General features: G+C 47.6%; 20 protein-coding genes. 9 read left to right on the top strand and 11 right to left on the bottom strand.

Annotation, left to right across the window (positions count from 1 at the left end; genetic code table 11):
• Positions 1-26: 26 nt before the first annotated feature.
• Positions 27-1,292 carry an extracellular solute-binding protein gene (locus TOLA_RS06815; protein ID WP_012729550.1) on the bottom strand — a complete coding sequence of 422 codons (1,266 nt, stop codon included), beginning with the start codon at positions 1,290-1,292 and terminating at the stop codon, positions 27-29.
• Positions 1,293-1,726: 434 nt separating this feature from the next.
• On the opposite strand from TOLA_RS06815, the gene TOLA_RS06810 reads away from it, so the two are divergent.
• Positions 1,727-2,635: an ROK family protein gene (locus tag TOLA_RS06810; protein ID WP_012729549.1), complete on the top strand. Its 909-nt coding sequence runs from the start codon at positions 1,727-1,729 to the stop codon at positions 2,633-2,635.
• Positions 2,636-2,690: 55 nt separating this feature from the next.
• Here the strand turns inward: TOLA_RS06810 and TOLA_RS06805 are convergent, their stop codons facing one another.
• Together TOLA_RS06805 and TOLA_RS06800 are read right to left on the bottom strand one after the other, a co-directional pair.
• Positions 2,691-3,542 carry an aldo/keto reductase gene (locus tag TOLA_RS06805; protein ID WP_012729548.1) on the bottom strand — a complete coding sequence of 284 codons (852 nt, stop codon included), beginning with the start codon at positions 3,540-3,542 and terminating at the stop codon, positions 2,691-2,693.
• Positions 3,543-3,682: 140 nt separating this feature from the next.
• Positions 3,683-3,868 carry a hypothetical protein gene (locus TOLA_RS06800; protein WP_148210426.1) on the bottom strand — a complete coding sequence of 62 codons (186 nt, stop codon included), beginning with the start codon at positions 3,866-3,868 and terminating at the stop codon, positions 3,683-3,685.
• Between the two features lie 281 nt (positions 3,869-4,149).
• Here TOLA_RS06800 and TOLA_RS06795 point away from each other — a divergent pair, with 281 nt between their 5' ends.
• The 3 genes from TOLA_RS06795 to TOLA_RS06785 all read left to right on the top strand — a co-directional run bounded on the left by TOLA_RS06795 (position 4,150) and on the right by TOLA_RS06785 (position 6,842).
• Positions 4,150-5,001 (top strand): (R)-mandelonitrile lyase, encoded by an 852-nt coding sequence (locus TOLA_RS06795; RefSeq protein WP_012729547.1) that lies wholly within the window; start codon positions 4,150-4,152, stop codon positions 4,999-5,001.
• Between the two features lie 26 nt (positions 5,002-5,027).
• Positions 5,028-6,083, top strand: a complete 1,056-nt coding sequence (locus tag TOLA_RS06790) for an alpha/beta hydrolase (RefSeq protein ID WP_012729546.1) — start codon at positions 5,028-5,030, stop codon at positions 6,081-6,083.
• Positions 6,084-6,194: 111 nt separating this feature from the next.
• Positions 6,195-6,842: an aldo/keto reductase gene (locus TOLA_RS06785; RefSeq protein WP_012729545.1), complete on the top strand. Its 648-nt coding sequence runs from the start codon at positions 6,195-6,197 to the stop codon at positions 6,840-6,842.
• 17 nt (positions 6,843-6,859) lie between these two features.
• On the opposite strand, the gene TOLA_RS06780 is transcribed toward TOLA_RS06785, so the two are convergent.
• The 3 genes from TOLA_RS06780 to TOLA_RS06770 all read right to left on the bottom strand — a co-directional run bounded on the left by TOLA_RS06780 (position 6,860) and on the right by TOLA_RS06770 (position 11,601).
• The gene (locus TOLA_RS06780) at positions 6,860-8,578 is read right to left on the bottom strand and encodes a carboxylesterase/lipase family protein (RefSeq protein WP_171804907.1); all 1,719 of its coding nucleotides are present in this window, start codon (positions 8,576-8,578) and stop codon (positions 6,860-6,862) included.
• A 204-nt stretch (positions 8,579-8,782) separates the two neighbouring features.
• Entirely contained in the window at positions 8,783-10,399 is a 1,617-nt protein-coding gene (locus TOLA_RS06775) for a carboxylesterase/lipase family protein (RefSeq protein ID WP_012729543.1), read from the bottom strand.
• Between the two features lie 176 nt (positions 10,400-10,575).
• Positions 10,576-11,601, bottom strand: coding sequence for an alpha/beta hydrolase (locus TOLA_RS06770; RefSeq protein ID WP_012729542.1), 1,026 nt, complete (start codon positions 11,599-11,601; stop codon positions 10,576-10,578).
• Positions 11,602-11,778: 177 nt separating this feature from the next.
• On the opposite strand from TOLA_RS06770, the gene TOLA_RS06765 reads away from it, so the two are divergent.
• From TOLA_RS06765 to TOLA_RS06755, 3 genes are all read left to right on the top strand, one after another.
• On the top strand, positions 11,779-12,681 hold the full coding sequence (locus tag TOLA_RS06765) for a LysR family transcriptional regulator (RefSeq protein WP_012729541.1): 903 nt from the start codon (positions 11,779-11,781) through the stop codon (positions 12,679-12,681).
• A 208-nt stretch (positions 12,682-12,889) separates the two neighbouring features.
• Complete coding sequence (locus TOLA_RS06760) at positions 12,890-14,317, top strand: MFS transporter (RefSeq protein ID WP_012729540.1); 1,428 nt, start codon at positions 12,890-12,892, stop codon at positions 14,315-14,317.
• A gap of 47 nt (positions 14,318-14,364) precedes the next feature.
• Positions 14,365-15,480, top strand: coding sequence for an alpha/beta hydrolase (locus tag TOLA_RS06755; protein ID WP_012729539.1), 1,116 nt, complete (start codon positions 14,365-14,367; stop codon positions 15,478-15,480).
• 56 nt (positions 15,481-15,536) lie between these two features.
• On the opposite strand, the gene TOLA_RS06750 is transcribed toward TOLA_RS06755, so the two are convergent.
• From TOLA_RS06750 to TOLA_RS06735, 4 genes are all read right to left on the bottom strand, one after another.
• Entirely contained in the window at positions 15,537-16,892 is a 1,356-nt protein-coding gene (locus TOLA_RS06750) for a DNA recombination protein RmuC (RefSeq protein ID WP_012729538.1), read from the bottom strand.
• Positions 16,893-16,988: 96 nt separating this feature from the next.
• Positions 16,989-18,470, bottom strand: a complete 1,482-nt coding sequence (locus tag TOLA_RS06745; protein WP_171804906.1) for a diguanylate cyclase domain-containing protein — start codon at positions 18,468-18,470, stop codon at positions 16,989-16,991.
• A gap of 112 nt (positions 18,471-18,582) precedes the next feature.
• Positions 18,583-19,917: a ferredoxin reductase family protein gene (locus TOLA_RS06740; RefSeq protein ID WP_012729536.1), complete on the bottom strand. Its 1,335-nt coding sequence runs from the start codon at positions 19,915-19,917 to the stop codon at positions 18,583-18,585.
• Between the two features lie 35 nt (positions 19,918-19,952).
• On the bottom strand, positions 19,953-20,375 hold the full coding sequence (locus TOLA_RS06735; protein WP_012729535.1) for an META domain-containing protein: 423 nt from the start codon (positions 20,373-20,375) through the stop codon (positions 19,953-19,955).
• A gap of 269 nt (positions 20,376-20,644) precedes the next feature.
• Here TOLA_RS06735 and ppsA point away from each other — a divergent pair, with 269 nt between their 5' ends.
• Positions 20,645-22,996 (top strand): phosphoenolpyruvate synthase, encoded by a 2,352-nt coding sequence (gene ppsA / locus TOLA_RS06730; protein ID WP_012729534.1) that lies wholly within the window; start codon positions 20,645-20,647, stop codon positions 22,994-22,996.
• A gap of 85 nt (positions 22,997-23,081) precedes the next feature.
• On the opposite strand, the gene TOLA_RS06725 is transcribed toward ppsA, so the two are convergent.
• Complete coding sequence (locus tag TOLA_RS06725) at positions 23,082-25,337, bottom strand: AsmA family protein (RefSeq protein ID WP_012729533.1); 2,256 nt, start codon at positions 25,335-25,337, stop codon at positions 23,082-23,084.
• A gap of 147 nt (positions 25,338-25,484) precedes the next feature.
• Here TOLA_RS06725 and TOLA_RS06720 point away from each other — a divergent pair, with 147 nt between their 5' ends.
• Positions 25,485-26,474, top strand: coding sequence for a Gfo/Idh/MocA family protein (locus TOLA_RS06720; protein ID WP_012729532.1), 990 nt, complete (start codon positions 25,485-25,487; stop codon positions 26,472-26,474).
• Positions 26,475-26,482: the final 8 nt, after the last annotated feature.

Below are 26,482 nucleotides of genomic sequence, written 5' to 3'. Positions count from 1 at the left end.
GGCCGGATTGCAGATTTATTTGCGAATTATTTTTTGAAACCGTAACCGTTGTTGTCGGCAATGTTACGTTCAATAGCATCTACCGCTTTATCCAGAGAATCCTGAACATCACCGCCATCCAGAATGTCATTCATCGCTTTTTCGAAGCTGCTGGTGATCACTGGGTAAGCCGGGGTTTCCGGACGCATTTTTGCGTATTTTTCAGAGAACTCGTAGAACAGACGCCATTTACCGCCAGTCTTGTAGTTTTCCGTCAGCGCTGCAGCAGCGGCTGTATTCGGGATCAGGCTGGTGGCATTCGACATGGCGGCAATCTCTTCCGGCTGCAACAGGAAGCTCAGCCATTTTGCTGCGCCCGCTTTATCCGGACAGGCTTTGCTGATACCCCAGTGCCATGAACCACCACCGATAACCGGACCGGCACCGAAATCAGGCACCGGCATGATTGCCAGATCGTCACCATAGGCAGTGGTCATATCACCCACAGCCCATGAGCCGTTATAGTGGATAGCCACTTTGCCTTGCAGGAAGCCTTTATCGTCAGTTGGTTTACGATCGATATACTTGTTTTTAACCAGTGACTGCATCCAGTTACCGAATGCCATCGCTTTTTCACCGTTCAGCACACCATCGGATTCAACATAGTTCTCGCGATTGATCTGATCACCACCGAAACTTTGCAGGAATGGACCAAAGCCGTAGGAGTACCACTCACCGCTCCAGCTGGTGTTGATATCAAACGGATAACGGAATTCACCTGATTTCTTCAGCGTTTCCAGGATCTGATTGAACTCTTCCAGGGTGTAAGGCTTATCAATGGTGGCAACACGGATACCGTGTTTTTCCAGAACGCTTTTACGGCTGAACAAGCTCAGGGATACGTCATACTGACCAACAGAGAAAACCTGGCCTTTGTAAGTGCCTTTACCAACGTTATTCAGTTGCTCCAGCTGAGCAGCAGGCAGCAGACTATTCAGTTCAACCAGGTTACCGGCCCAGGCGAAGTTAGGAACAACCGGCTGGTCCATATCCAGCGCACACGGTAATTTGCCAGCCAGTGCGGCCGCGTTGATGGTTTCGGTATATGCCCCTTCCGGGATCATTTCCATCACCACCTTGTAATCGTTCTGGCTCTTATTGAAACGTTCCACTGCAGCTTTGGAAGCGGCGATCTCTTTTTCGTTCGTATCATGGCGCCATACCTTGATTTCAACTGGCGCTGCCATCGCTTGTGCAGAAGCTGCTGCAATCAATGCGGCAAGAACAGAGAAGCTTACAGTTTTCATGTTCATTTGATCATCCTTTGTTTATTTGCTGCTTACTGGCAGTGGAACACTGCGTAACTAAGGCTTAATAAGCCTGCGCCTTGATGAAACTGAATGTAACAAGGCGAAAGTTGTATGACTGTTTGATGGCGCTAAATATGCCGCTAAAACGTTTTAGCGTGTGTGATCCGCGTTACATCTTTGTAACGTTCACGACAATGTAACTGTTACATTAACAGACTATGATCTATGTCACAGATGCAACCCCCAGCTCTCATTCTGGTGAAACATTGCAGTGTGAATCCTGAAAAAAGTATGGCCGATTTACGCCATACTGCCTGGCGGGCTAAATTTATATTTCACGCTGGTCAGAGTGAGTTTCCGGTCACAGACACACCCACGGCACTTCATGGACTATTATTAATAGTAGGAAAATCAATAACGCATCGGAGTGCATTACCATGAAATATCTGGTTATAGATGTAGGCGGCTCAGCCATTAAATATGCGTTAATGGATAAGCAGGCAGTAATACAGGAAAGTGGTCAGGTCACGACCCCTTCAGATAATTTTGATTCTTTCCGTGCGGAGATCGTGGGGTTATATCAGCATTACCGGGATCAAATCGCGGGTATCGCATTCAGCATGCCCGGCGTAATCGACAGCGAACAGGGGCGCAGCATTACCGGCGGCTCACTGGCTTACAATGACAACCGGGATTTTGTGGCCGATATCAAGGCCGTTTGTCCTGTGCCTGTAACAATCGAAAATGATGCAAAATGCGCCGTGCTGGCCGAAGCCTGGAAAGGCAGTCTGGCGGGTTGTAATAATGGTGTTGTCGTCGTGCTGGGTACGGGCGTTGGTGGCGGCATCTTCCTGAATGGTCAGCTCTATAAGGGATCTCATTTTGCTTCCGGTGAACTCAGCTTTTTACTGACCGACAGCTGGCACTGCAAAGGTGATCCATACCACTACTGGGGCCACGATGGCGGCGTCCGTGGTTTATGCCGTGCGGTTGAACATATCAAACGCTTACCACCCAAGAGTATTAATGGTAAGCAGGTATTTGAGTGGGCCAATGAAGGAGATTCGGAAGTTTGTGAGGCGCTGGACGCTTATACTTACCGTCTGGCGATGCAGTTCTTCAATCTGCAATCGCTGTTTGATCCGGATGTGATTGCCGTTGGCGGCGGGATCAGTGCTCAGCCGCTGTTATTCCAGTATATCGAACAGAATATGGCCTATCTGGAAGAGCATCTGCCGATGCATCTGACCATTCCGAAAGTCGTTCGCTGTCATTTTATGAATGAAGCCAATCTGGTGGGCGCATTGCAGCATCATCTGCAAATGACTGAAACACCTGTGCCTTAATCGTTACCGCCCTCCTCCGCTTCCCGGAGGAGGGTTTCGTTCTTATGATAACAACTCAGACATCAAGCTTGCGATAAGCTAACCACTCAACCATCGCCGGATCGCGGTGTGAGAAGAAGGCGCTTGTTGCCGAATCCATAGCCGTGATCTGCATCATTTCATGTTGCGTCAATTCAAAATCCAGCACATTCAGGTTCTCAACCATGCGCTCTTTACGCACAGTTTTTGCCAAAGAAACAATACCGCGTTGATAGAGCCAGCGCAGAACAACCTGACCCACACTCTTACCGTATTTCTCGCCGATTTTTGTAAGTACAGGATTCTGGAAAAGTCCGTTACGACCTTCAGCAAAAGGTGCCCACGCTTCTGGCTGAATGCCTTTGCTCATCATCCAGGGTGCAGCATGAAGTTGCTGGTTAAACGGATTCACCTCAACCTGATTCACTGCCGGTACAATCTTGTTGAAAGCAATTAAATCTGCAAGACGATCCGGATGAAAATTACTCACACCAATCGCTCTGATCAACCCGGCTTGCTGTAATTCTTCCATTGCTCGCCATGCACCATGAACATCGCCATATGGTTGATGGATTAAATACAGATCCACATAATCCATATTCAAACGTTTAAGCGAGCGTTCGAACTGAGCTTTAGCGCCTTCATAATTTGTGTCTTGTAACCAAAGTTTGGTTGTTACGAACAACTCTTTGCGGTCGATACCACTTTGCTTGATCGCATTACCGACCTGGATTTCATTCTGATATGAAGCAGCGGTATCGATAAGACGATAGCCTGTCTCAATTGCATCAATTACAGCTCGTTCACACTCTGCTGCATCAGTCATCTGGAAAACGCCAAACCCTAATAAGGGCATTTCAACGCCGTTGTTTAATGTGATTGTTTGCATTGCATTGACCTATACGAAGAATGTCAGGTGAAATAATACCCGATATAATCCGATAGAATTAGGTGCTGAAATTTGCATAGGGTTGTGAATCAGGCTAATGAATCAATGTGTTTTATGAGCAGATTTATAGCTTCGTGTGTTCACGAAATAATTTGATGACTCACCCACTCCCGTAATGCCTGCGTAAATAATCGGAATGCACTTGGCGGATATCGATTCGCCGGATAGTACAGTAAATCCCGAATAAGCGGGATTGCGCCTGTTTCTGCGGAACTGATCCTGATCGTGCCGGTTGGCCGGTTCTGTGCGGTTGTCAGTTCATTCATCGCATCCTGCAAATCCACCATTGAAGGGACAATTCGTTTTAAAAATTGTTCTCCCGCTTCTGTGAGCGAAACAGAGCGTGTCGTGCGGTTAAATAATCTGACATTAGCGTTTATACCATAAGTCAAACACCTGCAATTGCTGAATATAATTCAATAGCCCATGCACCAATATCATTATTGTTGAAAATATTGCAAAGGAATACGATTCATATCGTCTATTAATGCAGCAAATAAACAGTGCCGTTGCTTTCGCAATCAGCCAGTCGCCAGAGGGAAATCATATGAAACCACTTGCAATACCACTGCTATTTTTGACTGTGAGCGCCGGTTTTTCTGCCTTCGCTGCACAGCAAACCAATACGGGAGAAAATAAAAAAATGGATTCAGTTGTTATTCCTGTTACCAGTGAATCAGATCGACCAGTACGAATTGCCGATCCGGCACATTTCACCGGCAAAGCGATTGTTGCACCACTCTTTCCTGCTGAAGCGCCTTCCGAGGCCACTGCTGCCTATGTCACTTTTGAGCCGGGCGCACGCACTGATTGGCATTCTCACCCTGTAGGGCAGCATTTGGCGGTAACCCGGGGCTCAGGCTATATCCAATTCTGGGGTGGTGAACGGAAAAAGATCGGTCAGGGTGATGTGGTATGGATCCCACCAGGAATAAAACACTGGCATGGTGCCACGCCTGATAACAGCTTCACACACTTAGCGGTCCAGGAACATTTGGCAGGTAAAACCGCAGACTGGATGGAAAAAGTTACCGATGAACAATACGGTATGCCGAAGCAGTTACCAGCATCGCCAGCACAGCCTTCCCGCGCACAGCAACTAATGGGCGAGACTGCGCCTAAACTTGCCGAACTGACCGATCAGGTGCTCTATAACGATATCTGGGAACGCCCTGAGCTCTCAAAACGGGAACGCAGCTTAATTACAGTCAGTGCGTTAATTGCGTTAAATCGCCCAGACCAACTTCGTTCACATATGAGTTTGGCACTTAAAAATGGTGTCACACAATCAGAACTCTCTGAAGCCATCACACATTTAGCCTTCTATACCGGCTGGCCAAGCGCAGTGACCGCCGTTGGTATCGCCAAAGATGTATTTAAAGCTGATCAGAAACAATAATTTCCGCTTATTAAAGGGTCTTCGTTATGAAAATTAAACCATTAAATGCAGCATTACTTGCTGCAACCGTAGCAATTTCATCCGGTGTTTCACAAGCTGCGGATTATAAACAGAATCCATTCACGCTCGTCTATGACGGTGCGATTACTGAAAACGTACCGGGGAAAGTCAATATTCACCCTGTGAAATACAAACTCAATGGTATCGATATTGCTGCGAATGTTTATACCCCGGCTAATTACGATAAAAACAAAAAATACCCGACCTTGGTGGTTGCTCATCCGAACGGTGGCGTGAAAGAACAGGTTGCGGGTTTATATGCGCAACAATTAGCGGAAAAAGGTTATATCACCATCACGGCTGATGCCGCCTATCAGGGAGGCAGTGGCGGATTACCGCGTTATGTCGATAAACCAGCAAACCGCATTGAAGATATTCACGGCATGGCCGACTACATCACCCAGTATGCGGGTGTTGATACAAACCGTGTCGGATTACTGGGGATTTGTGGCGGTGGCGGTTATTCATTAAAAGCAGCCCAAACCGATAAGCGTTTTAAAGCGCTCGCGACAGTAAGCATGTTCAATTCAGGACTGGTCAGACGCAATGGATTTATGAATTCTCAAGTGTCCACGATTCAGGAACGCCTCAAACAAGCATCAGATGCCAGAGCACAAGAAGCTGCCGGTGGAGAAATCATCTATGCAGCAGACACCAAACTGACTGATGAACAGATCGCCAAACTGCCGTTTGATCTCTACCGTCAGGGCTTTGAGTATTACTGGAAAACCCATGCTCATCCGAATTCATCCTTCCGTTACACCATGAGCAGTTTGCTTGATTTGATGAATTTCGATGCGGCAACCAATATGGATTTAATTAACCAACCACTGCTCATGATTGCGGGTGATAAGGCAGATACGCTTTATATGACCGAAAGCGCCTTCCCGCTGGCAACCAATGCCAAAGAGAAAGATTTATTCTTAATTAAAGGCGCAACGCATATTGAAACGTATTGGAAGCCAGAATACGTCAGTCAGGCCATCGAAAAATTGACGTCTTTCTACGGGAAAAATATTTAAGCACATTATTAAAGATGACTCGAAATATGTTCAACCAGCTTATTGAGTGGTTGAACATATTTAATTGAATCTCTATCGAATTCCATCAATGATTGTTATTCAGGAGTAGTTATGCAAAAACGTATTCTTGGTACATCAGGACTGGAAGTTTCAGCAATTGGTCTCGGTTGTATGGGATTGAGCCATGGTTATGGCCCGGCGACTGATACAAAAAGTGCCGTTGAATTGATCCGGGTGGCAGTAGGGCGCGGAGTCACTTTTTTTGATACTGCTGAAGTTTACGGCCCTTATCTGAATGAAGAAGTTGTTGGCGAAGCACTGCAAAGCGAATACTCCATGTGGTGGCGTGAACCGGAAAAAGAAATATTCCCACTATTAGAAACGTTGGGCATTGGGTTTGTGCCTTTTAGTCCTTTGGGGAAAGGCTTTCTCACCGGGACAATTCATGCAGATGCAACCTTTGGTCAGGATGATTTCCGTAGTAAAGTGCCGCGTTTTTCTGCCGAAGCACTGGCCGCGAATCAGCAATTAGTGATGCTGTTAAATGATATTGCAAATGAAAGAGGCGTCACACCCGCTCAAATCGCCATCGCTTGGATATTGGCACAAAAACCATGGATTGTGCCAATCCCAGGCACAACCAAATTACATCGTTTAGATGAAAATATTGGCGCCTTGAATGTGACGTTAACCGAAAGTGATTCGAAGAGTATTACCACTGCCTTAGAGACCGTTCAGGTGGGTCATCAATCTCTATAACCCACCCTCGCCTATTACTAATAGACCAGCACATCTTTCCAGAAATCACATTGATGCATTGCCGTGAATTCGTTGTCACTGAATGTGGTTAACTCAGGAATATTCTGTGACAAATATGATTGAGCTTTTGGATCGCTGGTATATACAGGCCAAACTTTTGAACCATTGCCATTCGGGTTGCCGTAACGTGCGAAATTGGTCCATGCCGTGACAATTTGATCCGAAAGTTTCTGCTGCTGGGCATTCAGCGGATGTTGCACACCTTTATCGCCACCGTGGAACCCAGGGAACTGATATTGCAAATCAGCCGTGTGATAAGCCATTGGTTTAAAATCAGGCAATTCAGGGAACATCGATGGTGCAGTCTGATCGCGGAATTCGTAGGCATATAATGGAACTTTACCGGCTAACAAATGAGTACCATGCTGGATACGGCAGACCATCACATCACTCTGGATGGCATTCATACGAAGTTGTGCACTTTTATAATCAGAAGCGGGGTAACGCGCCAGAATTTTAGTGGGCGTATCTTTCGGATAGGCGGGCGGTGTTCCACCATAACCAGCATTACCACCGAAGACAGTGTTCACATATTTTGTGACATCTTCCTGCGTGACAGCCTTACCGGAGTAGTAAACAGGTATAGCCACAAAGAAGCTACCTTCATCCTGCGTAGATCCCGTCATAATTGGCATCTTATGGAATTTGCCAGATGCAAATGCAGCCGCACCGCCACTGGGAACGATCTTGCCATCGGCAACCGGAGTGACGACATAAGGACCAAATGTATTTTCCGGCCCAGATAGATTCATGAGTTTATCTGCTGGCAGGTTACGCAGGCAGGACGCCGTTGCCTCATCAGCGCCTGTTCCACACCCGGCGGCATCGGCGAAGGAGATAGCTTTCTTTTCTGCGACAGCCATTGGAACTGCGGTAAGATAAGAAGCACTGCTTTGAATAATTGCTTTGTGAAACAATCCTTTGGCTAAAGGTGATATAACATTATATGCTACGCTGGCTCCGCCTGCAGATTGGCCTGCAACTGTGATGTTATTGGGATCACCACCAAATTTGGCGATGTTTTCCTTTACCCAGCGCAGGGCAAATTGCTGGTCAAGCAACCCATAGTTAGCGAAAAGATGTCCCTCTTTGTTGATAGCGGGATGAGCAAAGAAACCCAGCAGGCTAAGCCGATAATTTATCGAAACAACAATCACCTTCCCTTGGTCTGCTAGTTTACTCGCGTCGTAGTCACTCGCTGCGCCGTCAACAAAACCACCACCATGGATCCAGAACAGAACTGGTAGTTTTTCCTGACTTGTAGTTTTCGGTGCAGTCACATTCAGATAGAGGCAATCTTCATTGTGATTGGCTGGCCCTGCAAACACGCCAAGTAAGGTCACCTGCCCGCAGGCTTTTCCGAATGCCGTTGCATCACGAACCTCTTTCCATGCAGCATGTTCTACAGGCGGTTTCCAGCGCAATTGACCGACAGGCGATTCTGCATAAGGAATGCCTCGATATTCGACAACATTGTTTCTCAACATCCCTTGTACTGGCCCTTTATTGGTTTCAACAATCAAATCAGGACTTGCGATCGCTTGTTGCCACCCTAAACTAAGCGCAATTAACGCAAGTGCTGGTTTCCAATACTTCAATCTGTTTGTGCTTTGTATTTTCACAACCTTCACCCTCACTTCGATGCCTTTTGCATATTCAGGTTCAAATATTTTCAATTTGTTATCCCCAGAATGAGGAATAATCAAAACCATGATAGAAGAAGTGAACCGGTAGAATTAGAGGTGTGATTTCGTAAGGGCTTGTGAAAAAAACTAATGGATTAATGAGGTAATGGTACTGTGTTGCTCAACGAAAAAAACAGCAAGGGCGATTTACATCGCCCTTGCTGTTAAATTACGTCGTATTATGACCTGATGCGCTTACCACTGATAATCAGGAGCAATAATCTTCATCAGGTTTCGGTCATGCCCATAGACAAGGGAACTGTCCGTATCCAGAATCATAGTTGCACCGTTAGAACGAGTGTAAGCTTCCCAAGCAGGCAGTGATGCTGCTTCTGGTTTTCCTGTCTTCGCAAAGGAAATCCACGCGCTACTCATAGTATCTGCCATTTTAGATACGGCTTGTTTTTCAGCCTGAGATTTTACAGCCCCATTTGGAATCGGTGGCTCTGCATCAGCATTATTGAATACCAACGGGATCTCGACGGTGTGAATTGCAAACGGCGACCCGTGCGTATAAACATAGCCGTAGACTGGGGCACCATTCTGATCAGCTTTATGGCTCATAATTTTCAGCATCGGCAGACGAATAAAGGTATCGAAATACAATGCATCTGCTTTTGTTTTCGTCGGGAATGCTTTCAGGAATTCCGCGACGACTTTATCTTTGTTATCGCCATAGGCTTTCTGTAAACGCTGATCAATTTCAGTTTCAGTAAAGGTTTTGCCTTTATCCGGCCCCATGACTAAATTCATCGATGCCCACTCGTTCAGATTTGAACCAATAAGCAGAGGAATGTCTTTACCAGCAATAGCAAATGAATCAGGTGTTACAGGGTTGGTTGGCAGAAAATCACCATCGACCACCGGTTCCCAATCCATAGAAACCTTACCGCTCAAAGCACCTTTCAGCCCAAATTCACCCGCTGTTTCCACCTGAGCTTTCATGGATTCTTCAACCAGCTTGTCATAAGGAACTGACTGAATCGCATCAAGGTTATTTTTTGTGATACCAAGATTTTTCAGTGTCAACTCACCGACACGACGGCTCGCTGGCAGGGTTGTAAAATTGACACCCATCGATTCTGTGGCGCCACTTTGAACAATACCTTTATGGAACAGACCTTTTGCATGAGGGCTGGTCATCAATGCAAGCACCTTTGCACCACCACCGGATTCACCGAATACGGTCACATTCTTAGGATCGCCGCCAAAACTTGCGATGTTTTTCTGGATCCATTCCAACGAATCGACGATGTCTTCAATACCCACATTGGCGGAGTATTTGTATTTCTCGCCATAAGCAGACAAATCGAGATGCCCCATGACATTCAATCGGTGATTGACGGACACCACCACCACATCACCCTTTCTGCTCAGATTTTCGCCATTGTAAGCTGGCGTTTCTTGTGCAGAACCCGTTGCAAATCCACCACCATGCAGCCAAACCATAACCGCACGTTTTTTACCATCAATGCCTGGAGTCCAGATATTCAGGTTCTGTGCATTATTATCTTGTTTCCCCTTAGGAACAGGGAACCCAGTCAATGATGACTGGAGTGATATTGGACCATATTCAGTCGCCTTCCGAACGCCACTCCAAGGGGTTACTTTTTCTGCTGGTACAAAACGTTCATGAGCTTCTGCGTATGGCACACCGAAGTAGGTATAAATACCATCACTTACGCCGCCCTGAAGAGCACCAGACTCTATCTGTACAATTTTGTTCCCTGTATCTTTAGCTTCAACAAACATTGAGTGGCTCGTCAGAGCTGCGGCAGCTATCAGTCCAAAGACAAATGAAATCTTTTTCATTACTATTCCTTCGAAAGTTATTTTTAGCTTAATTTAATGCAATGGCTAATCATGCCGTTTTTCATGATTCTTGATTAGATCTAAAAAATCGCAAAGGCTTTTGAGCAACTTTCACAAATAAGATATTGTTTAATTGCCAGAAAGATTGATTTTTAGGTTAAACAACCGGTCTGATATTATTTTATCCATTTTTCCCAAAATTGGGTTGCCAGCAAAATCCACCCTTCAGCGGAGGTTCCCTCACCCAGTCCAAACCCATGACCAACACTTGGATATTGATGATATTCAACGATCGTCCCCATGCGCTTTAATGCGTTAATACGCTGCTGCATCACAGCGGGAGGTGCGATACCATCATTGCTCCCTACAACAACAAATGTGGGCGGTTCATGCTCGGAATAATCAGAATATCCGGTGTAAGCCATTATAACTGCAGCAGGTTTTGGTAGGTGCTCCCCGCCAAATTGGGCAACGCCATAACTGCCCACCGCTGCGGCCATCCTTGCACCAGCGGAACTTCCCCACAGAGAATATCCCTGAGTACTGACTTGTAGCGAAGCTGCGTTTCGGTAAATAAACGAAATCGCGCTGGCAAGATCCTGAGTGGCATTGAAACCACCCTGACCAACTCGATAACGGAGCACGAATACGTTATATCCCTGCCGACTGATTTCAGCCGCATAAGGAAAACCCTCGTGCACTGCCCCCACATATTCAAACCCGCCGCCTGGACAAATAATGGCAAATGGAGCATCTTTTTTGCCGCGAAAAAAGAATAAGCCAGTGCTGTTTTTATCGGGTGATTGCGCTTTCTGCTGCTCCGAATAAATATTATAAAAGACGGTTTGCCCTTGGTTGATATCATCAATCATTCTGTTCAAAGAATTGACTGCTACTTCAGGTGAAATATGGCTGTGATATGGTAATAATCTTTGGATATTCCGGATTGGCACATTTTCATTATGCCGCGCTTCATTCCATGGCAAAAGCAATGAAGAAAAACCGTTGAACGCCGGATGATTCAATATGTCAGTGGTATTATCATCCATCGTTAAATGCTGATAATTAAATGTATATTCTTGTTTCTGATGCATCATTTTATTGTTAGAGTGAAAATCTGCCGCACCGGTTTCCCCTGATATCAAATGGGATAATAAACATAGGTGTATTGCTTTCATTGGAATTTTTTTATTGCTGCTCATATTCTATAATTCTGTCATTTCCTAATGCTATATTAGTATGATTTTAATAAATGATTATCGGCGAAATACGCATAGGTTATTGCACAGAACTCACAAATGTAACGAGGCGCTTACCCTATACTAGAAGCAACTGAAACTGCACAAAATAAGACTCAATAAGAGACGCAAGGACGACGAATGCTGAAAGAAAATCTGAATGACTTGCAACTATTTCTGGTGATTGCAAAAGCCGGTAGCTTTACAAAGGCGTCTGCATTATTAGGGGTTTCGCCGTCTGCATTAAGTCACTCCATCAAAGCGCTTGAGACGCGCATGGGGTTTCGTCTGTTTAATCGTACGACGAGAAGCATCGCCTTAACTGAAACCGGTGAGCAACTGTTCGGGATCATTGAGCCAAAACTCAATGAATTAGAACGTGAGATGCAGGGTCTACATGAGTCACATAACCGACTCACTGGCAATATTCGTATCACCGCATCAGAACATGCGGCTTCTGCGATCCTGTCACCATTATTAGAGTCATTTATTCCTCAATACCCTGAAATTAATATCGAAGTTTCTGTTAATAATGGCTTTGTCGACATCGTCAATGACCGGTTTGACGGAGGGATCCGCCTGGGTGAATATCTGGAAAAGGATATGGTCGCCGTCCGTGTCGGGCCTGACGTTCGCATGTTAGCGGTTGCCAGCCCCGACTATTTTGCAAAACATCCCAAACCTGAAACACCCTATGATTTACAAAACCACTCATGCATTAATCTGCGGTTATCTCATCAGGGCGGAATATATACATGGGAATTTGAACAAGAGGGTAAGGAAACCAAAGTAAAAGTTAGCGGACAACTGACATTTAACAGTGTTTCACTTATCAAAAACGCAGCGCTGCATGGGCTTGGGATCGCTTATCTGGCGGAAGATTTTGTTGCGGATGATATTCAGAATGGCCGGTTAGTATCCGTGTGTGAGACTTGGTGCCCTTATTTTTCAGGTTTTCATCTTTACTATCCGAGCGCTAAACAACACAAACCTGCCTTTGCCAAGTTTCTCGAAGCAATACGTTACCCCGCTTCTAAAAAATAATCTGGCATGTTCATGGGGTGAAGTGAACGATTCGTTCCATGAACAATGCATCACGGACTTTTCATTCCGCCAGCACAATAAATAATCCTGCGTTATTTGTGAGTTTGTCTCATAAACTCATTCGGGTTTATCTGTCTAATCAAATATCAACGTCATCGTTATAGTTAACTTCCGAATTTGTAGTAAAAAAATTCACCAGAGGAATTCGATGACTGGTTTATCAGACAAGAAACGTTGGATATTACTGATCATATTGGTTAGCTACTTCATGATCGTCTTAGATATTTCTATCGTAATCACCGGTTTACCTAAAATCGGTGCCGATCTTCATTTTTCAACCGCTGCTCTTTCCTGGGTGCAGAATGCTTACACGCTGGTCTTTGGCGGCTTACTGCTGCTCGGAGCCCGGGCCGGAGATATCTTAGGCAGAAAACGCATGTTTCTGATCGGATTAAGTCTGTTTACGCTGGCATCGCTGATGGTCGGATTAGCACTGACTGCTGATTTTATGCTGGCTAGCAGGGCTCTTCAGGGAATTGGTGCAGCAATCCTGGCTCCGTCTACTCTGGCATTGCTAACGACTAATTTTGCAGAAGGGCCTGAGCGAAATAATGCCGTCAGTTATTACGGCGCAACTGCGGGTTTTGCCGCCAGTTTAGGCTTGGTTGCGGGTGGTATTTTTGCGGGTTGGCTTTCTTGGCGGGTTGGCTTTTTTATCAATCTGCCAATAGGCATTTTATTATTTATTGGTGCTAGAAAATATATCGTTGAAACTGAAAAACACACCGGTCAGTTTGACTTATTTGGTGCGTTATCATCGACAGTGGGAATGTCGTTGCTGGTGTATGGAATTGTCCGTTCATCAGAGGAAGGCTTAGCGGATTCTTACGCACAGTTAACACTATTTACCGGTGTCTTATTGATGATTATTTTTGTCATCAATGAATGGAAAGCGAAACAACCGATCATGCCATTACGACTATTTACTCATAAAGGTCGTAACGCGGCGCTGATTGCTCGTATGCTATTTTTAGGCGCATCGATCAGTTTCTGGTTTTTTACAACGCAGATATTGCAGAATGTTGTTGGCTTATCTTCACTAGAAACTGGATTTGCATTTCTACCGACAACGCTCCCTCAATTTATCGCGGCTATCAATATCCCTAAATTAACTCGTAGATATAATAATGCCCGGGTATTAACCATCAGCCTTGGAATATTCGCACTCGGCTTATTTTGGCTAAGCCAGATAAATGAGCACTCTGATTATTTAGTCGGCGTATTCATGCCAATGATGTTGATTGGAATTGGGCAGGGCGGCGCTATTGGGCCTTTAACTGTCGCAGGCATCACCGATGTACCTCAAAAAGATGCGGGCGCCGCATCAGGTCTGGTCAATGTTGCACATCAGTTTGGCAGCTCTGTCGGGCTGGCTATTCTCATTGTTATTTTTTCTTCTTTTCAGGATCCACAATTATCACTCAGAGGGCAGTTAGCGCATCAAATTTCAGCCGCTTTAGTTGGCGGTACAATCATGGCGATCGTTGCCATGTTGATCTGTTGGTTTGCTATTGGGAAAAATCAGAAACCAGAAAAATCTTACTTGCCTGATACGGCTGAAAAAATTAATGCATAAATATCACTGGGCTGTAACGCCCAGTCCAATCTGATAAGGACTGTACGATGCAAACGATACGCACAAAACAATTCTCAACGCTCATGATCGCCATGGTTATGGCCATCGCCGTATCTGGTTGCACATCGCAATCAGCCGGTGTGAAACCGGAAACGCTCAGCATCGAAAAACAAGGCAGTTTCGCTGTGGGCGGCACTATTGTGCAGACGCCGGGGACATTCGATCCTATTAAGCAGGGAGCCTATAGTCCTATGGGTGTAGACTCAACGGGTCAGACACTGCATGGCGATCATGCCACTGTCTTCTATCAAATTCCGCCCAAAGCCCATCACTTACCGCTGGTATTCTGGCATGGTCATGGCGAATCAATGAGAACCTGGCAAACCACACCGGATGGTCGTGAGGGTTTTCAGAATATTTTTCTGAAAAAAGGCTATGCCACCTATCTGGTTGATCAGCCCCGCCGTGGATTGTCCGGCAAGAGCACACAGCCTGCGGCCATTTCAGCAGCAGCGGATGAACAGCTATGGTTTGGGATTTTTCGTTTAGGGGCATGGCCTGACTATTATCCGAACGTACAGTTTTCTAAAGATCCGGAAGCACTGAATCAGTTTTACCGTCAGATGACACCAAACACAGGCCCGTATGATGCAAGTCTGAATATTGCGGCAATGTCTAAACTCTTCGACAAAATGGGTGATGGCATTTTGGTCACGCATTCTCAGAGTGGCGGTCCGGGCTGGAAAACAGCAATCAAAGACAGCCGCGTAAAAGCCGTTGTCTCGTATGAACCAGGTGGCGACTTTATTTTCCCGGAAGGACAAGGCCCGGACAATATCACTTTAAAAGGCCGTTCGTTCCCATTGCCTAAAGTTCCGATGGCTGAATTTAAAAAATTAACCGAGATCCCGATTGTTATTTATTACGGTGACAATATTCCAGAATCCGAATCGAATAATCCGGGGCAGGAACAATGGCGGGTTTTCTTAAATATTGCTGAACAATTCAGAGATGTGGTCAATGCGAATGGCGGTGATGTCACGCTGGTGCATTTACCGGATATCGGTGTTTACGGAAATACCCATTTCCCGATGTCTGATCTCAATAATGAGAAAATAGCAGACTTGTTGTCTCAATGGCTGAAAGATAAACATTTACAGTAATGAAGAAAAATCGTTTATAGCTTGCGATGGCCTACAAAAGTAGGCCATTTTTGTTGTTAATCCATCACCTCGCCGACTTCCAGTTGCGCCAGTTCCACCAGCTCATCTGGCAGTTCTTTCTGCACTGACACACCCAGATCCTTGAACTCGGCGGCTTGTTTGATCAGGTTGCCCTTGCCTGAGTAAAGCTGAGAAAACGCTTTTTCATAGCTGCCTTTAGCTTTATCAAGTTGCTTGCCCACGTCCTGCATACTGAGCAGAAAGTTATTCAGCTTGCTGTAGAAACGCTCGGCACGGTTAGCCAGTTCGGCGGTGTGTTTATTCTGATCTTCAAACCGCCACAGCTGGCGCACAATGTTCAGGCTGGTCAGTAAGGTGGTTGGTGTCGCCACCAGCACATTGCGCTCGATAGCCCGCTGATAGAGGGTGTTATCATATTTCAGCGCTTCAACATAAGCTGATTCAATCGGAATAAACATGATCACCACTTCCGGCGAATTCAGCCCCGGTAATTTGTAGTAATCCCGATCCGCCAGTTCGTTGATACGGGCAGCGACCGCCTGGGCATGTTCTGCCAGTGCCTGTTGCGACTCCAGATCATTTTCTGCGTTCACATAGCGGGTATACGCCGCCAGCGATGTTTTTGCATCAATGATCAGATGCTTATTCTGTGGCAAATAAACGATCACATCCGGTCGCTGACGCCCCTCGGCGGTCGTGAAACTGACTTCCCGCTTATAGTCTGTGCCTAACCGGAGACCGGAGTTATCCAGCACGTTCTCCAGCATCAGCTCACCCCAGTTACCCTGCACTTTTTTCTGCCCTTGCAGCGCATTGGTGAGCTTGTCCGCCTGATCGGTAATTTGCCGGTTAAGATTCTGCAGGTTGATTAATTCCGCCCGCAATTCACTGCGTTGTTTCAATTCTTCGACATGAATGCTTTCAACTTTCTGCCGGAAACTCTGCATTTCTGTCTGCACCGGCTTCAGCAAGTGATAGATACTTTCCTGATTCAGTTCTTTAAATGCTTTGCCTTTCCGTTCAAGGATCTCATTGGCCAGATTTTCAAATTCTCGCTTCAGCGCTTCACGGCTATCGGAAAGCTGGCGTAACTGTTCAGTAAAATGGAGCTGTTTTTCATCCAGCGAGGTACTGAGCGCACTGTGCTGACGCAGCAGTTCGGTATGTTTAAGCTGGATTTGATTGAATTCATGTCCCTGCTTATCCCGTAGCTGCTCATGTTCGGTTATACGATCCAGCAGCAAATCCCGCTCGGTTTCCAGTTTTCCCAGCTGAACATGCTGGCTGGTGACGATTTGTTGTGATCGGACATACGATATAAGCCAGCCGATAGCACACGCCAGCAAAACCGCCAAAACCAGTACCGGCAGCCCGAAAACCATGTCTGTCATTGTTATTCCTGTGTATTTACCTGAATGCAGAATGCATTATGAAAAAAAGAGCGTGATAAATCACGCCCGTATCTCTGTCTGAAAATAAGTATCTCGTCAGAGCATTTTCCGGAAAAGATGATAGAACTTGCGGTCTTTTTTCAGCATGTGCCCTTTCACCAGATCATCGATGATGAAATCGATTAACTGCCCTGTCGATAACTGATTCGTCACCGTGGCCTGATGGAATGTACCGGCTCGCTCAACCAGATCACGGTGCAGTCTGGCATGTTCTTCCAGATCTTCATATTCATAGGCGGCAAGAATCCGTTCCTCCCCGGCAAAATGCTTCGCTGCATGCGTGAGTAGTGCCTGAAAGGCCTTATCAAACATTTCCGGATGCTCATCCCGCTCCATGGTTGCATTGATCAGAATACTGGCCAGACGGAACAGTTCCTTATGTTCCTCATCGATCCTTCTTTCACCACTTTCATACGATCTTTTCCAGTTGAGACGAACCCGGATATCGTCTTCTGCAATCGAATCGTCACCGCTCTTTTGATAAACCCAGACCCGGTTTCGGCCTGACTCTTTGGCCTGATACATAGCGGCATCACCGCTTTTCATCAGCTGCTTTTCTGTCAGTCCATGTTCCGGGTAAATGGCTATGCCGATACAGGCAGAAATATGCAGTTGGTCGCCATTCGTCAGCGGAAATGGCTGACTGATCGTATCGCGTATTTTTTCAGCGACCATATAAGCATCTGCCCGCTTGTGTATTTCCGGCAAGAGCACAATAAATTCATCCCCCCCGATCCGCGCTGCGGTGTCTGATTCCCGCAGACAACACACCATGCGCTGAGCAACAGATTGCAGTAACCAGTCTCCGGTTTCATGTCCGTACACATCATTTACCGGTTTGAATTTATCCAGATCAATAAACATCAGAACCAGCGATTCCTCTTTTCTTTTGGCCTGAGCGATTGCCAGCTCCAGCCGATCCAGCAACAAACGCCGGTTCGGCAGTTTGGTTAAGGAATCATAGAAAGCCAGATTACGGATCACTTCTTCTGTTTTTTTCCGCTCGGTAATATCACGGCTGATACCAATGATCGACGTCAGCTGACCTTCCGCATTGGTATGCAATGTCGTAACCACTTCGGTCGGAACGATGTGTCCATCTTTGTGCGGCTGATCAATTTCCGTGACTTTCCGGGTATCCCCCCGCGTTCCGGCATTCCAGAGCTCTACCGCATGCGCTAACGCGCCGAATGCTCTTTCCGCTGACTCCGACGTCATCACCTCTTCAATCGGCTGCGCCATGACCTCCTCTACCGTATAACCACGCAGGTTATAAACTGACGGGCTGACATAGGTGAATTTCCCGGTAGCGATATCCATCGTCCAGATCACATCGGCCGAGTTTTCCGTGATAAATCTGAAATTGCGCTCATTCTCTTCCAGCTCGGCAAGGGCAACCTGTCTGGCCTGACTCTCCGCTTTCAGCTTTTTGTATAACCGGATATAAACGACGGCCAGCGCAACACAAAGCCCGCAGATAAGCAGGGCCACGGCGATAACAATATAAAAATGAGACATGCTTTCCGGCGCTGGAAACGGGGCATTTTGCATTAACAGACAAATCCTTCTGTCACATAAGATAGATTGCAGCAATGACGGTGCTGCATAAACCGTTCATATTTCTTACTTATTATCGCATTTCAAACAGTTCCTGATGAAAGCGATTTTCAGAAAACCCCATCGCGATCAAATCTTTTTTCAGCGCTTGTCCGAACCCGGCAGGCCCGCAAAACCAGATGTCGGCATCCTGCCATCCGGGTACCAGCTCGGTGATTCGTGCCGCATTCAGCCGGCCATCACGTTCATCCCACAGAACGTGCAGGCGGACTTTGGCTGCTTTGGCATCATTCTCCAAAAGACCAATCGCATGTGGATCGTAGACAGTCGTGGTATGAAACAGGTCAATGGTTTTGCCATCCGATTTTCTGGCCAGTTCTTTCATGCGGGAAATGAACGGCGTAATGCCAATGCCGCCGCCAATCCAGATCTGGCGCTTCTGCCTGCCCTGAAAATTGAACTGTCCATAAGGGCCTTCCAGCTTGACCACATCACCGATCTGAACACGTTCAGGCAGGGTGCGGGTGTAATCGCCCAATGCCTTGATGATGAAAGTGATACGACCATCATCCTCCCAGGTGGATGAAATGGTGTAGGGATGCGGACCTTCCTCTTCGTGCAGGGTCAGAAAGGCAAACTGCCCGGACTGATGACCGGCCCAGCGACCCTTGCACGCAATGTCCACTTCCATGACGCTCAGTGCCTCATGGTAGCGCACCGCGGCCACCTCACCGACAACCTGCCGGCCTGCCGCCACCCGGCGAAAGAGCACCATCACGGAAGCAATGCAGCCCGCCGCCATCAGTACCGCCATAACCGGCCCTAACGGACCGCTCCAGTAGTCAAATTTCAGCAGGATCACCGAGTGCCATACCAGCGCCAGATACGTTACAGCGAGTAGGCGATGGGTTTTAAAAAAGTGCCGGTACGGAAACCGTTTCACCAATGCCAGCACCATCAGAATTACAGCGGCATAAAAGGCCCATTTGCCAATTTCCTCGGCCAGAGAGCGCTGGCTCAGAAAAAACTGCTGCACCGCATCACCGGGCAGCGAAGCGCGCGCGCCGCGTACGGGACGTTCCAGTAATCCCAGCCCAACCAGCCATTTTGGTGCTTCAGAGATCAGCCAGTGACTCAGTGCTATGATCAGGCCTGATATACCCAGCCATTTGTGCAGACGATACATCTTGTCGAGACCGCCGAGGTATGGCTCAAACACTACTGGCCGCACAGCCAGTACCATTGCCACACTCATGACACCTATGCCCAGCACGCCACTGAACTGCATCAGCAATGCCCGCCAGCCGAAGAAATTGGGTATGGCAGACCATTCCGTCTGATCGGCAAACCACCACAAAAGGCAGAAAAAGACGAGAAGCAGCACAAAACTGCGTTTGATGTTTCTCACTATGAAATCTCCGGAATGCGGGAAATCAAGAAAAATTAACGATCTACAGGATGCGCGATGAGTTTTTTATCTCCGGCCCCCTGAATCAGCAGGTTACCATCCGGCAGAATTTTATAACTTGTCACGTCAGACAAAATGCCATGGAAATTCATTTCCAGGATCATTAATTCCGGTGAACAGGCCATCTTCGTACTGGCAATCCGCGAGATGGTCAGTTTTTGATCCACCAGCTGATACCCTGCCATGTAGTTATTACAAAACGCCTCACCAGCCAGTCTCCCATTGGAAGAGAACGTCAGCGTAGCTACCGCATCGGAATCGACGTTTTTGCCATTCATACTGATCACACGCCATTCACCACTCTGTAGATCGTTTTCCTGAGATTGCGTAGCAGAACAGGCAATAAGCAGAAAACTGCTGAATAAAGCCGCTACAGGACTCCACGTATATGCTTTCATTTTTATATATCCCAATATTTAATATTAAGTTAAAGGTAGCGGTAATCAGCGCAATATGCAGTGATTTTTTGCGCGCGATCTGATTCTTACCGCTTTAATAACTTTCGTAATTTTTAACTGATTTCCTATTGTTCCCGCCTTTGAAATATTGGCCGCATAAAGCGCTGACGCGACAAATTCTAATAACCGGAACATAAAACCATGCAGGGATGCCTGGTTTTAATTCCATCCATGACGAGTCGTAAGATCTGTTTCATAGGGAGAGCAATGTGACGAATGTGCTTTGGTACAACCAACTCAATATGCAGGATGTTGGCCGGGTGGGAGGCAAAAATGCCTCTCTGGGCGAAATGATCACGAATCTGGCCTCATCAGGCGTATCCGTACCGAACGGCTTTGCCACTCCGGCACAGGCGTTTGATACTTTTCTGGATCAATGCGGCGTTAACCAGAAAATCTACCAGATACTCGACGAGCTTGATCCCGACGATATCAGTGCATTAACCGAAGCAGGCCAACAGATCCGCCAGTGGATCATCGATACCCCTTTTCAGCCGGAGCTGGAACAGGCTATCCGTGATGCATATACCGAACTGGCTGATGGTCAGACAGATGCTTCGTTCGCGGTACGCTCCTCTGCCACAGCGGAAGATATGCCGGACGCTTCTTTTGCCGGTCAGCAGGAAACCTTCCTGAATGTGCAGGGTATTGATGCTGTGATGCTCGCTATCAAGCACGTTTTTGCTTCTCTGTTTAATGATCGGGCTATCTCTTACCGGGTGCATCAGGGATATGACCATCAGGGTGTCGCCATTTCTGCCGGTGTGCAGCGCATGGTGCGTTCCGATCTGGCCGCATCGGGTGTGATGTTCACGCTGGATACGGAATCCGGCTTTGATCAGGTGGTATTTATTACCGCCGCTTATGGTCTGGGCGAGATGGTGGTTCAGGGTGCCGTTAATCCGGATGAGTTCTATGTACATAAACCTACTCTGAACAATGGCAAGCCGGCGATTGTGCGCCGCACCATTGGCTCAAAGAAAATCCGGATGGTCTATGCAGCCAGTCAGGAACATGGCCGCCAGGTGCAGATTGAAGATGTACCGGCTGAGCTTTCCCGTCGCTTCTCTCTGACCGATGACGAAGTGGAACAGCTGGCCCGGCAGGCCTTGCTGATTGAGCAGCACTATGGCCGCCCGATGGATATCGAATGGGCTAAAGATGGTCACAGCGGCAAGCTCTATATTGTGCAGGCACGTCCGGAGACAGTCCGTTCCAATGAACAGGTCATGGAACGTTATCATCTTCTGTCCCGTGGCAAAGTACTGGCAGAAGGCCGCGCTATTGGTCAGCGGATTGGTGCCGGTCCGGTGAAGATCATTCATAACATCAGTGATATGGATCGAATCAAACCCGGTGATGTGCTGGTCACTGACATGACCGATCCGGACTGGGAACCGATCATGAAACGCGCTTCGGCGATTGTCACTAATCGTGGTGGCCGCACCTGTCATGCCGCGATTATTGCGCGGGAGCTGGGTATTCCGGCAGTAGTCGGTTGCGGTGATGCGACCAGCATTCTGCAGGAAAGACAAAACGTCACGGTCTCTTGTGCCGAAGGCGATACCGGGTTTGTTTATCACGATCTGCAGGATTTCACCGTGCGTCGTCTGCAGGTCGATAAAATGCCGGCTCTGCCGCTGAAAATCATGATGAACGTCGGCAATCCGGATCGCGCCTTTGATTTTGCCCGCTTGCCGAATGACGGTGTGGGTCTGGCGCGGCTGGAATTTATCATCAACCGCATGATCGGCGTACATCCGAAAGCATTGCTGGAGTTCGACCGGCAGGAACCGGCATTACAGCAACAGATCCGTGAGCGGATGGTGGGTCATGATGATCCGGTCGAGTTTTATATCAGCCGTCTGGCGGAAGGTATTTCGACTCTCGCCGCTGCATTCTGGCCAAAACGGGTGATCGTCCGTTTGTCTGATTTCAAATCGAACGAATATGCCAATCTGCTGGGTGGTGATCGTTACGAACCGGAAGAGGAAAATCCGATGCTGGGTTTCCGCGGCGCGGGCCGTTATATCTCCCCCGCTTTCCATGACTGTTTTGCGCTGGAATGTGAAGCGGTCAAACGTGTTCGCAATACCATGGGACTGACCAATATTGAGCTGATGATACCGTTTGTGCGCACGGTCGCTCAGGCCAAAGCGGTCGTGGCTCAGCTGGAAAAAGAAGGACTGAAGCGCGGAGAAAATGGTCTGAAAGTGATCATGATGTGTGAAATTCCGGCCAATGCCTTGCTGGCAGAGCAATTCCTTGAGCATTTTGATGGCTTCTCGATCGGCTCTAACGATATGACTCAGCTTACTCTCGGCTTAGACCGCGATTCCGGTCTGGTTTCCGAACTGTTTGATGAGCGTAACGATGCCGTAAAAGAGCTGCTGGCGATGGCCATCAAAACCGCCAGACAACAAGGCAAATATGTTGGCATCTGCGGTCAGGGCCCTTCCGATCATGCGGATTTTGCCATTTGGTTACAGCAGCAAGGGATCGACAGTCTGTCGCTAAACCCGGACAGCGTGGTTCAAACCTGGCTGGCACTGGCTGAGTAATTAAGAATAGTCCGTTTGCCACCGCATTTGCCTCTACACTTGTTTGCACTATTTGTTTGCACTATGCGGTGGCTTTTTTCTCATTTCAGAACAATTTCTTCAGCCCTTCAGAGAGCGCATCACCGGCTTTTTGTTCCAGTTTTTGCTGAGCTTCCTGTTTTTTCTCTTCCAGCTTCTGTTTTACTTCCTGCTTTTTCGCTTCCAGTTCTGCGCCGGCGTTTTCTTTGATCGCCGCAGTCAGATCAAGCGAGTATTTCGGTGCGGACGTAGAACCTTTTATCCGGATCGGAACCGTTACCCCATGCAACTGATCACGATCCTTACCCATCTGACCTTTACTGGTATCCACCAGCACCGCCTTCAGCAGATAATTGATCTTGTCCGTTTTCAGATTAACGTCACCCTCACCGCTTACCCGCAACAACGGTGATTTCATCGCCAGATCTTTATTCGTTGCCACGCCCTGATTAAACAGAATTGACGCCGTTAATTCGGTGAAATCCGTTTTCTCCACATTACTTGTCGTCACCGACTGTTCGCCACCTTTCAGGCCGGATATGGCTGCTTTGGCTTCGCGGATGGTTTTCGCGATATTGATACCCCGCCATGCCCCATCATCGACCCTGGTATTTAAATTACCCGTCAGGCTGTTTTTCAGTGCCGTCGTATCGCCGCCCTGCATGGCTAAACTGCCATTCACGGTTGCTTTACCCTCAATCTTTTCAAAACCGGCAAACTGTTTGAGCAGCGCATAGATATCAACACCGGTGATATCCGGTTTCACCGTGAACCGGGGGCTGGCCGTCGTGGTTGCGGTTCCACTGGCGGCGATAGCACCACCAAACGCTTTCAGGCTGAGCGTTGGCACCGAGAGCAATCCTTTTTGCGCCTTGACGGCTAGGCGGACATCCCGTGCATTGACCGCGGCATATTTCAACTGACCGAGGCTCAGCTGGCCGTCCATATTCAGCGCATTCAGACCGGAGAGATCCACTTTGGTTGCCGGTGCTTTAGTGCCTGTATCGCCTGTGCCTGCCCCGGCATCAGTCTTATTGCTGCTACCATCGGCTGATTTTCCGGCCGTCATATATCGATTCAGATCCAGCGACTGCGCCTTCACATCGAAACGAATAAACGGATTTTTGAAGCCTTTAATATCCGCACTGAAATCAAGCGTGTTGTGATCAAGCGAACCCTTCATCACCGTATTCACCTGCTGTGCCTTCAGGTCCGCATTCAGTTTGCCCGACAGATCCACCGGCACGGCTTTCATCTCGCCGCTGGTGACATCACCTCTGATCGCCAGTTGCGCCAGATTGAGGGTCTGGGTTGCCAGTTTGAAGTTAACCGGGCTGTTTACTGCCATTTTTACCGCCTGATCACCCTGATTTGCCGTCAGATCCAGTTTTAATGCCCGTGCTTTGAACTGCTGACTATCGCCCGAAACGCCGTCCAGTTTGAAATTGGCATCCACCTTACGGGCAGCACCGCTCAGTAAAGCGGAAATAACCATCGTATCTGCCGTAGCCGCATTATCTTTGATGAATAGCTTAGGCGCCGTCAGTGTCAGTTTCAGCGCATCTTTATCGGCTTTGCCATCCACTACATTATGCAGTCCATCCAAAAGCAGCTGACCGGTTTTCTGATCAAAATTCAGACGATCCAGTTTCGTGTTGATGCGCAGATCAAGCGCCGGTGACGGGCTTTGTAACCGGGAACTGAAATCAATATGTTCAGCCCCCGCCACAGTGATGCCATCACCAAAAAGTGACAAATCACTCAGCATTAGCTGTTGCCCTGACTGCTGATCCACATACTTGATACTGCTTTTAGCGATGTTGAATTGTGACAGACGAAAGCCGGTCGCCGGAGACGCCCCGGTTGTTGTTTCCGAGTCAGTCGCAATTTCAGGAATGGTTTCTTTTATCGCTGATTTTTTCCCGTTCTCCATCAGATCCGCAAAGTTGTACTGCCCGGTTTTATTCCTGAGCAGATTAATGGTCGCCCCCTGCACATCCACTTCATCAATCACAATTTTTTTCGATAACAATGGCCAGAACTGCATGACCAGACGGGCATCCGTAATATGAGCAAACTGCGTGTCTGAGTTTCGCTCTGATAAGCTGACGTCGGAAACGGTGATACCCGGTTTTGGAAACAGCGACAAACTGAGAGGACCATTGAATTTAAGTGTCCGCTGTTTTTCCGCTTTCACCAGCGACTCTAAGCGCGGTTTCAGTGAATTGGCATCAAAGGTAGCTGTAACGTAAACGGCGCCCCCGGCAATTAAAGCGACGACGGCCCCCACAGAATAGAGCGAATACTTTGTGATTTTATCCATACTTTCAGCTCCCGTTTAGCAACGCCTGACATCAGAAAAGCAGATGGCGCTGAATGAGTTATTAACTTACAGTATCGAATTACATACTCTTAATCGCCAGTAAATAACACCTACTTTTCCAGTAATTAACGTGCAGGGCAAAGCATCATGATCAGATTCGGCATCATCGGCACCAATACCATTACAGAATCTTTTTTAGCTGCCGCGCAGCAAGTCGCGGGTTTTCAGTTAACAGCGGTTTACTCCCGTTCGCTTGATAAAGCCACCGAGTTCGCAGAGAAATACGGCGCAACCTATACCTTCGATGACCTTGAAGAGATGGCGACCTCTGCCGATATCGATGCCGTTTATATCGCCAGCCCGAATGCGCTGCACTGCGAACAAACCTGCCTGTTTCTGGAAAGTGGCAAGCATGTGTTATGCGAAAAACCACTCTGTTCGAATCTGCCTGAAGCACAGAAAATGGTGGAAACCGCCCGTCAGAATGGCGTCTTGCTGATGGAAGCCATGAAAACACCGACGTTGCCGAACTATTTATCGCTGAAAAAACACCTGCATAAAATTGGCAAGATCCGCTATGTGCAAAGCCACTACTGCCAATACTCTTCCCGCTACGACAAGTTTAAAGCCGGCGAGATCCTGAATGCCTTCCGGCCGGAATTATCCAACGGCGCACTGATGGATCTGGGTGTTTATGCGCTGTATCCGGTGATCGATCTGTTTGGTATGCCGGCAAGCATCAAGGCCAGTGCCGTGATGTTACATACCGGCGTGGATGGGATGGGCTCTGCCCTGCTGACCTATGATGATCTGGTAGCCACGGTCTCTTATTCCAAGATAAGTGATATGCGCACACCATCCGAAATTCAGGGTGAGGAAGGGTCAATTCTGATTGAACATATTTCACAACAGAACGCCGTGAAAATTATCTACCGGGACGGGTACGAAGAGGATATTACCGTGCCGCAGTCGGTGCACCCGATGCAGTATGAACTGGCAGAATTCATTGCCACCATTCAGCAGGGAAAAACGGAATCCGGGCTGAACAGCTATACGCTGGCGCTGCAGGTGGCGGAAGTCATGCAGACTATCCGCCAGCAAACCGGCCTGATATTTGCCGCAGATAAAAACGCGTAAGCCGCTTC

The sequence above is a fragment of the Tolumonas auensis DSM 9187 genome, from assembly GCF_000023065.1.
GTDB lineage: Bacteria > Pseudomonadota > Gammaproteobacteria > Enterobacterales > Aeromonadaceae > Tolumonas > Tolumonas auensis.
The sequence above is the reverse complement of the archived record's forward strand: the minus strand, read 5'-3'. Positions and strand labels throughout refer to the sequence as shown.

What these genes read in the sequence shown, in the direction of transcription:
- TOLA_RS06755 (WP_012729539.1), top strand. Translation starts at nt 14,365, where the DNA reads ATGCAAACGATACGCACAAAACAATTCTCAACGCTCATGATCGCCATG.
- TOLA_RS06725 (WP_012729533.1), bottom strand. Translation starts at nt 25,337, where the DNA reads ATGGATAAAATCACAAAGTATTCGCTCTATTCTGTGGGGGCCGTCGTC.
- TOLA_RS06800 (WP_148210426.1), bottom strand. Translation starts at nt 3,868, where the DNA reads ATGAATGAACTGACAACCGCACAGAACCGGCCAACCGGCACGATCAGG.
- TOLA_RS06790 (WP_012729546.1), top strand. Translation starts at nt 5,028, where the DNA reads ATGAAAATTAAACCATTAAATGCAGCATTACTTGCTGCAACCGTAGCA.
- TOLA_RS06805 (WP_012729548.1), bottom strand. Translation starts at nt 3,542, where the DNA reads ATGCAAACAATCACATTAAACAACGGCGTTGAAATGCCCTTATTAGGG.
- TOLA_RS06775 (WP_012729543.1), bottom strand. Translation starts at nt 10,399, where the DNA reads ATGAAAAAGATTTCATTTGTCTTTGGACTGATAGCTGCCGCAGCTCTG.
- TOLA_RS06750 (WP_012729538.1), bottom strand. Translation starts at nt 16,892, where the DNA reads ATGACAGACATGGTTTTCGGGCTGCCGGTACTGGTTTTGGCGGTTTTG.
- TOLA_RS06720 (WP_012729532.1), top strand. Translation starts at nt 25,485, where the DNA reads ATGATCAGATTCGGCATCATCGGCACCAATACCATTACAGAATCTTTT.
- TOLA_RS06765 (WP_012729541.1), top strand. Translation starts at nt 11,779, where the DNA reads ATGCTGAAAGAAAATCTGAATGACTTGCAACTATTTCTGGTGATTGCA.
- TOLA_RS06770 (WP_012729542.1), bottom strand. Translation starts at nt 11,601, where the DNA reads ATGAGCAGCAATAAAAAAATTCCAATGAAAGCAATACACCTATGTTTA.
- TOLA_RS06810 (WP_012729549.1), top strand. Translation starts at nt 1,727, where the DNA reads ATGAAATATCTGGTTATAGATGTAGGCGGCTCAGCCATTAAATATGCG.
- TOLA_RS06735 (WP_012729535.1), bottom strand. Translation starts at nt 20,375, where the DNA reads ATGAAAGCATATACGTGGAGTCCTGTAGCGGCTTTATTCAGCAGTTTT.
- TOLA_RS06795 (WP_012729547.1), top strand. Translation starts at nt 4,150, where the DNA reads ATGAAACCACTTGCAATACCACTGCTATTTTTGACTGTGAGCGCCGGT.
- TOLA_RS06815 (WP_012729550.1), bottom strand. Translation starts at nt 1,292, where the DNA reads ATGAACATGAAAACTGTAAGCTTCTCTGTTCTTGCCGCATTGATTGCA.
- TOLA_RS06760 (WP_012729540.1), top strand. Translation starts at nt 12,890, where the DNA reads ATGACTGGTTTATCAGACAAGAAACGTTGGATATTACTGATCATATTG.
- TOLA_RS06785 (WP_012729545.1), top strand. Translation starts at nt 6,195, where the DNA reads ATGCAAAAACGTATTCTTGGTACATCAGGACTGGAAGTTTCAGCAATT.
- TOLA_RS06745 (WP_171804906.1), bottom strand. Translation starts at nt 18,470, where the DNA reads ATGTCTCATTTTTATATTGTTATCGCCGTGGCCCTGCTTATCTGCGGG.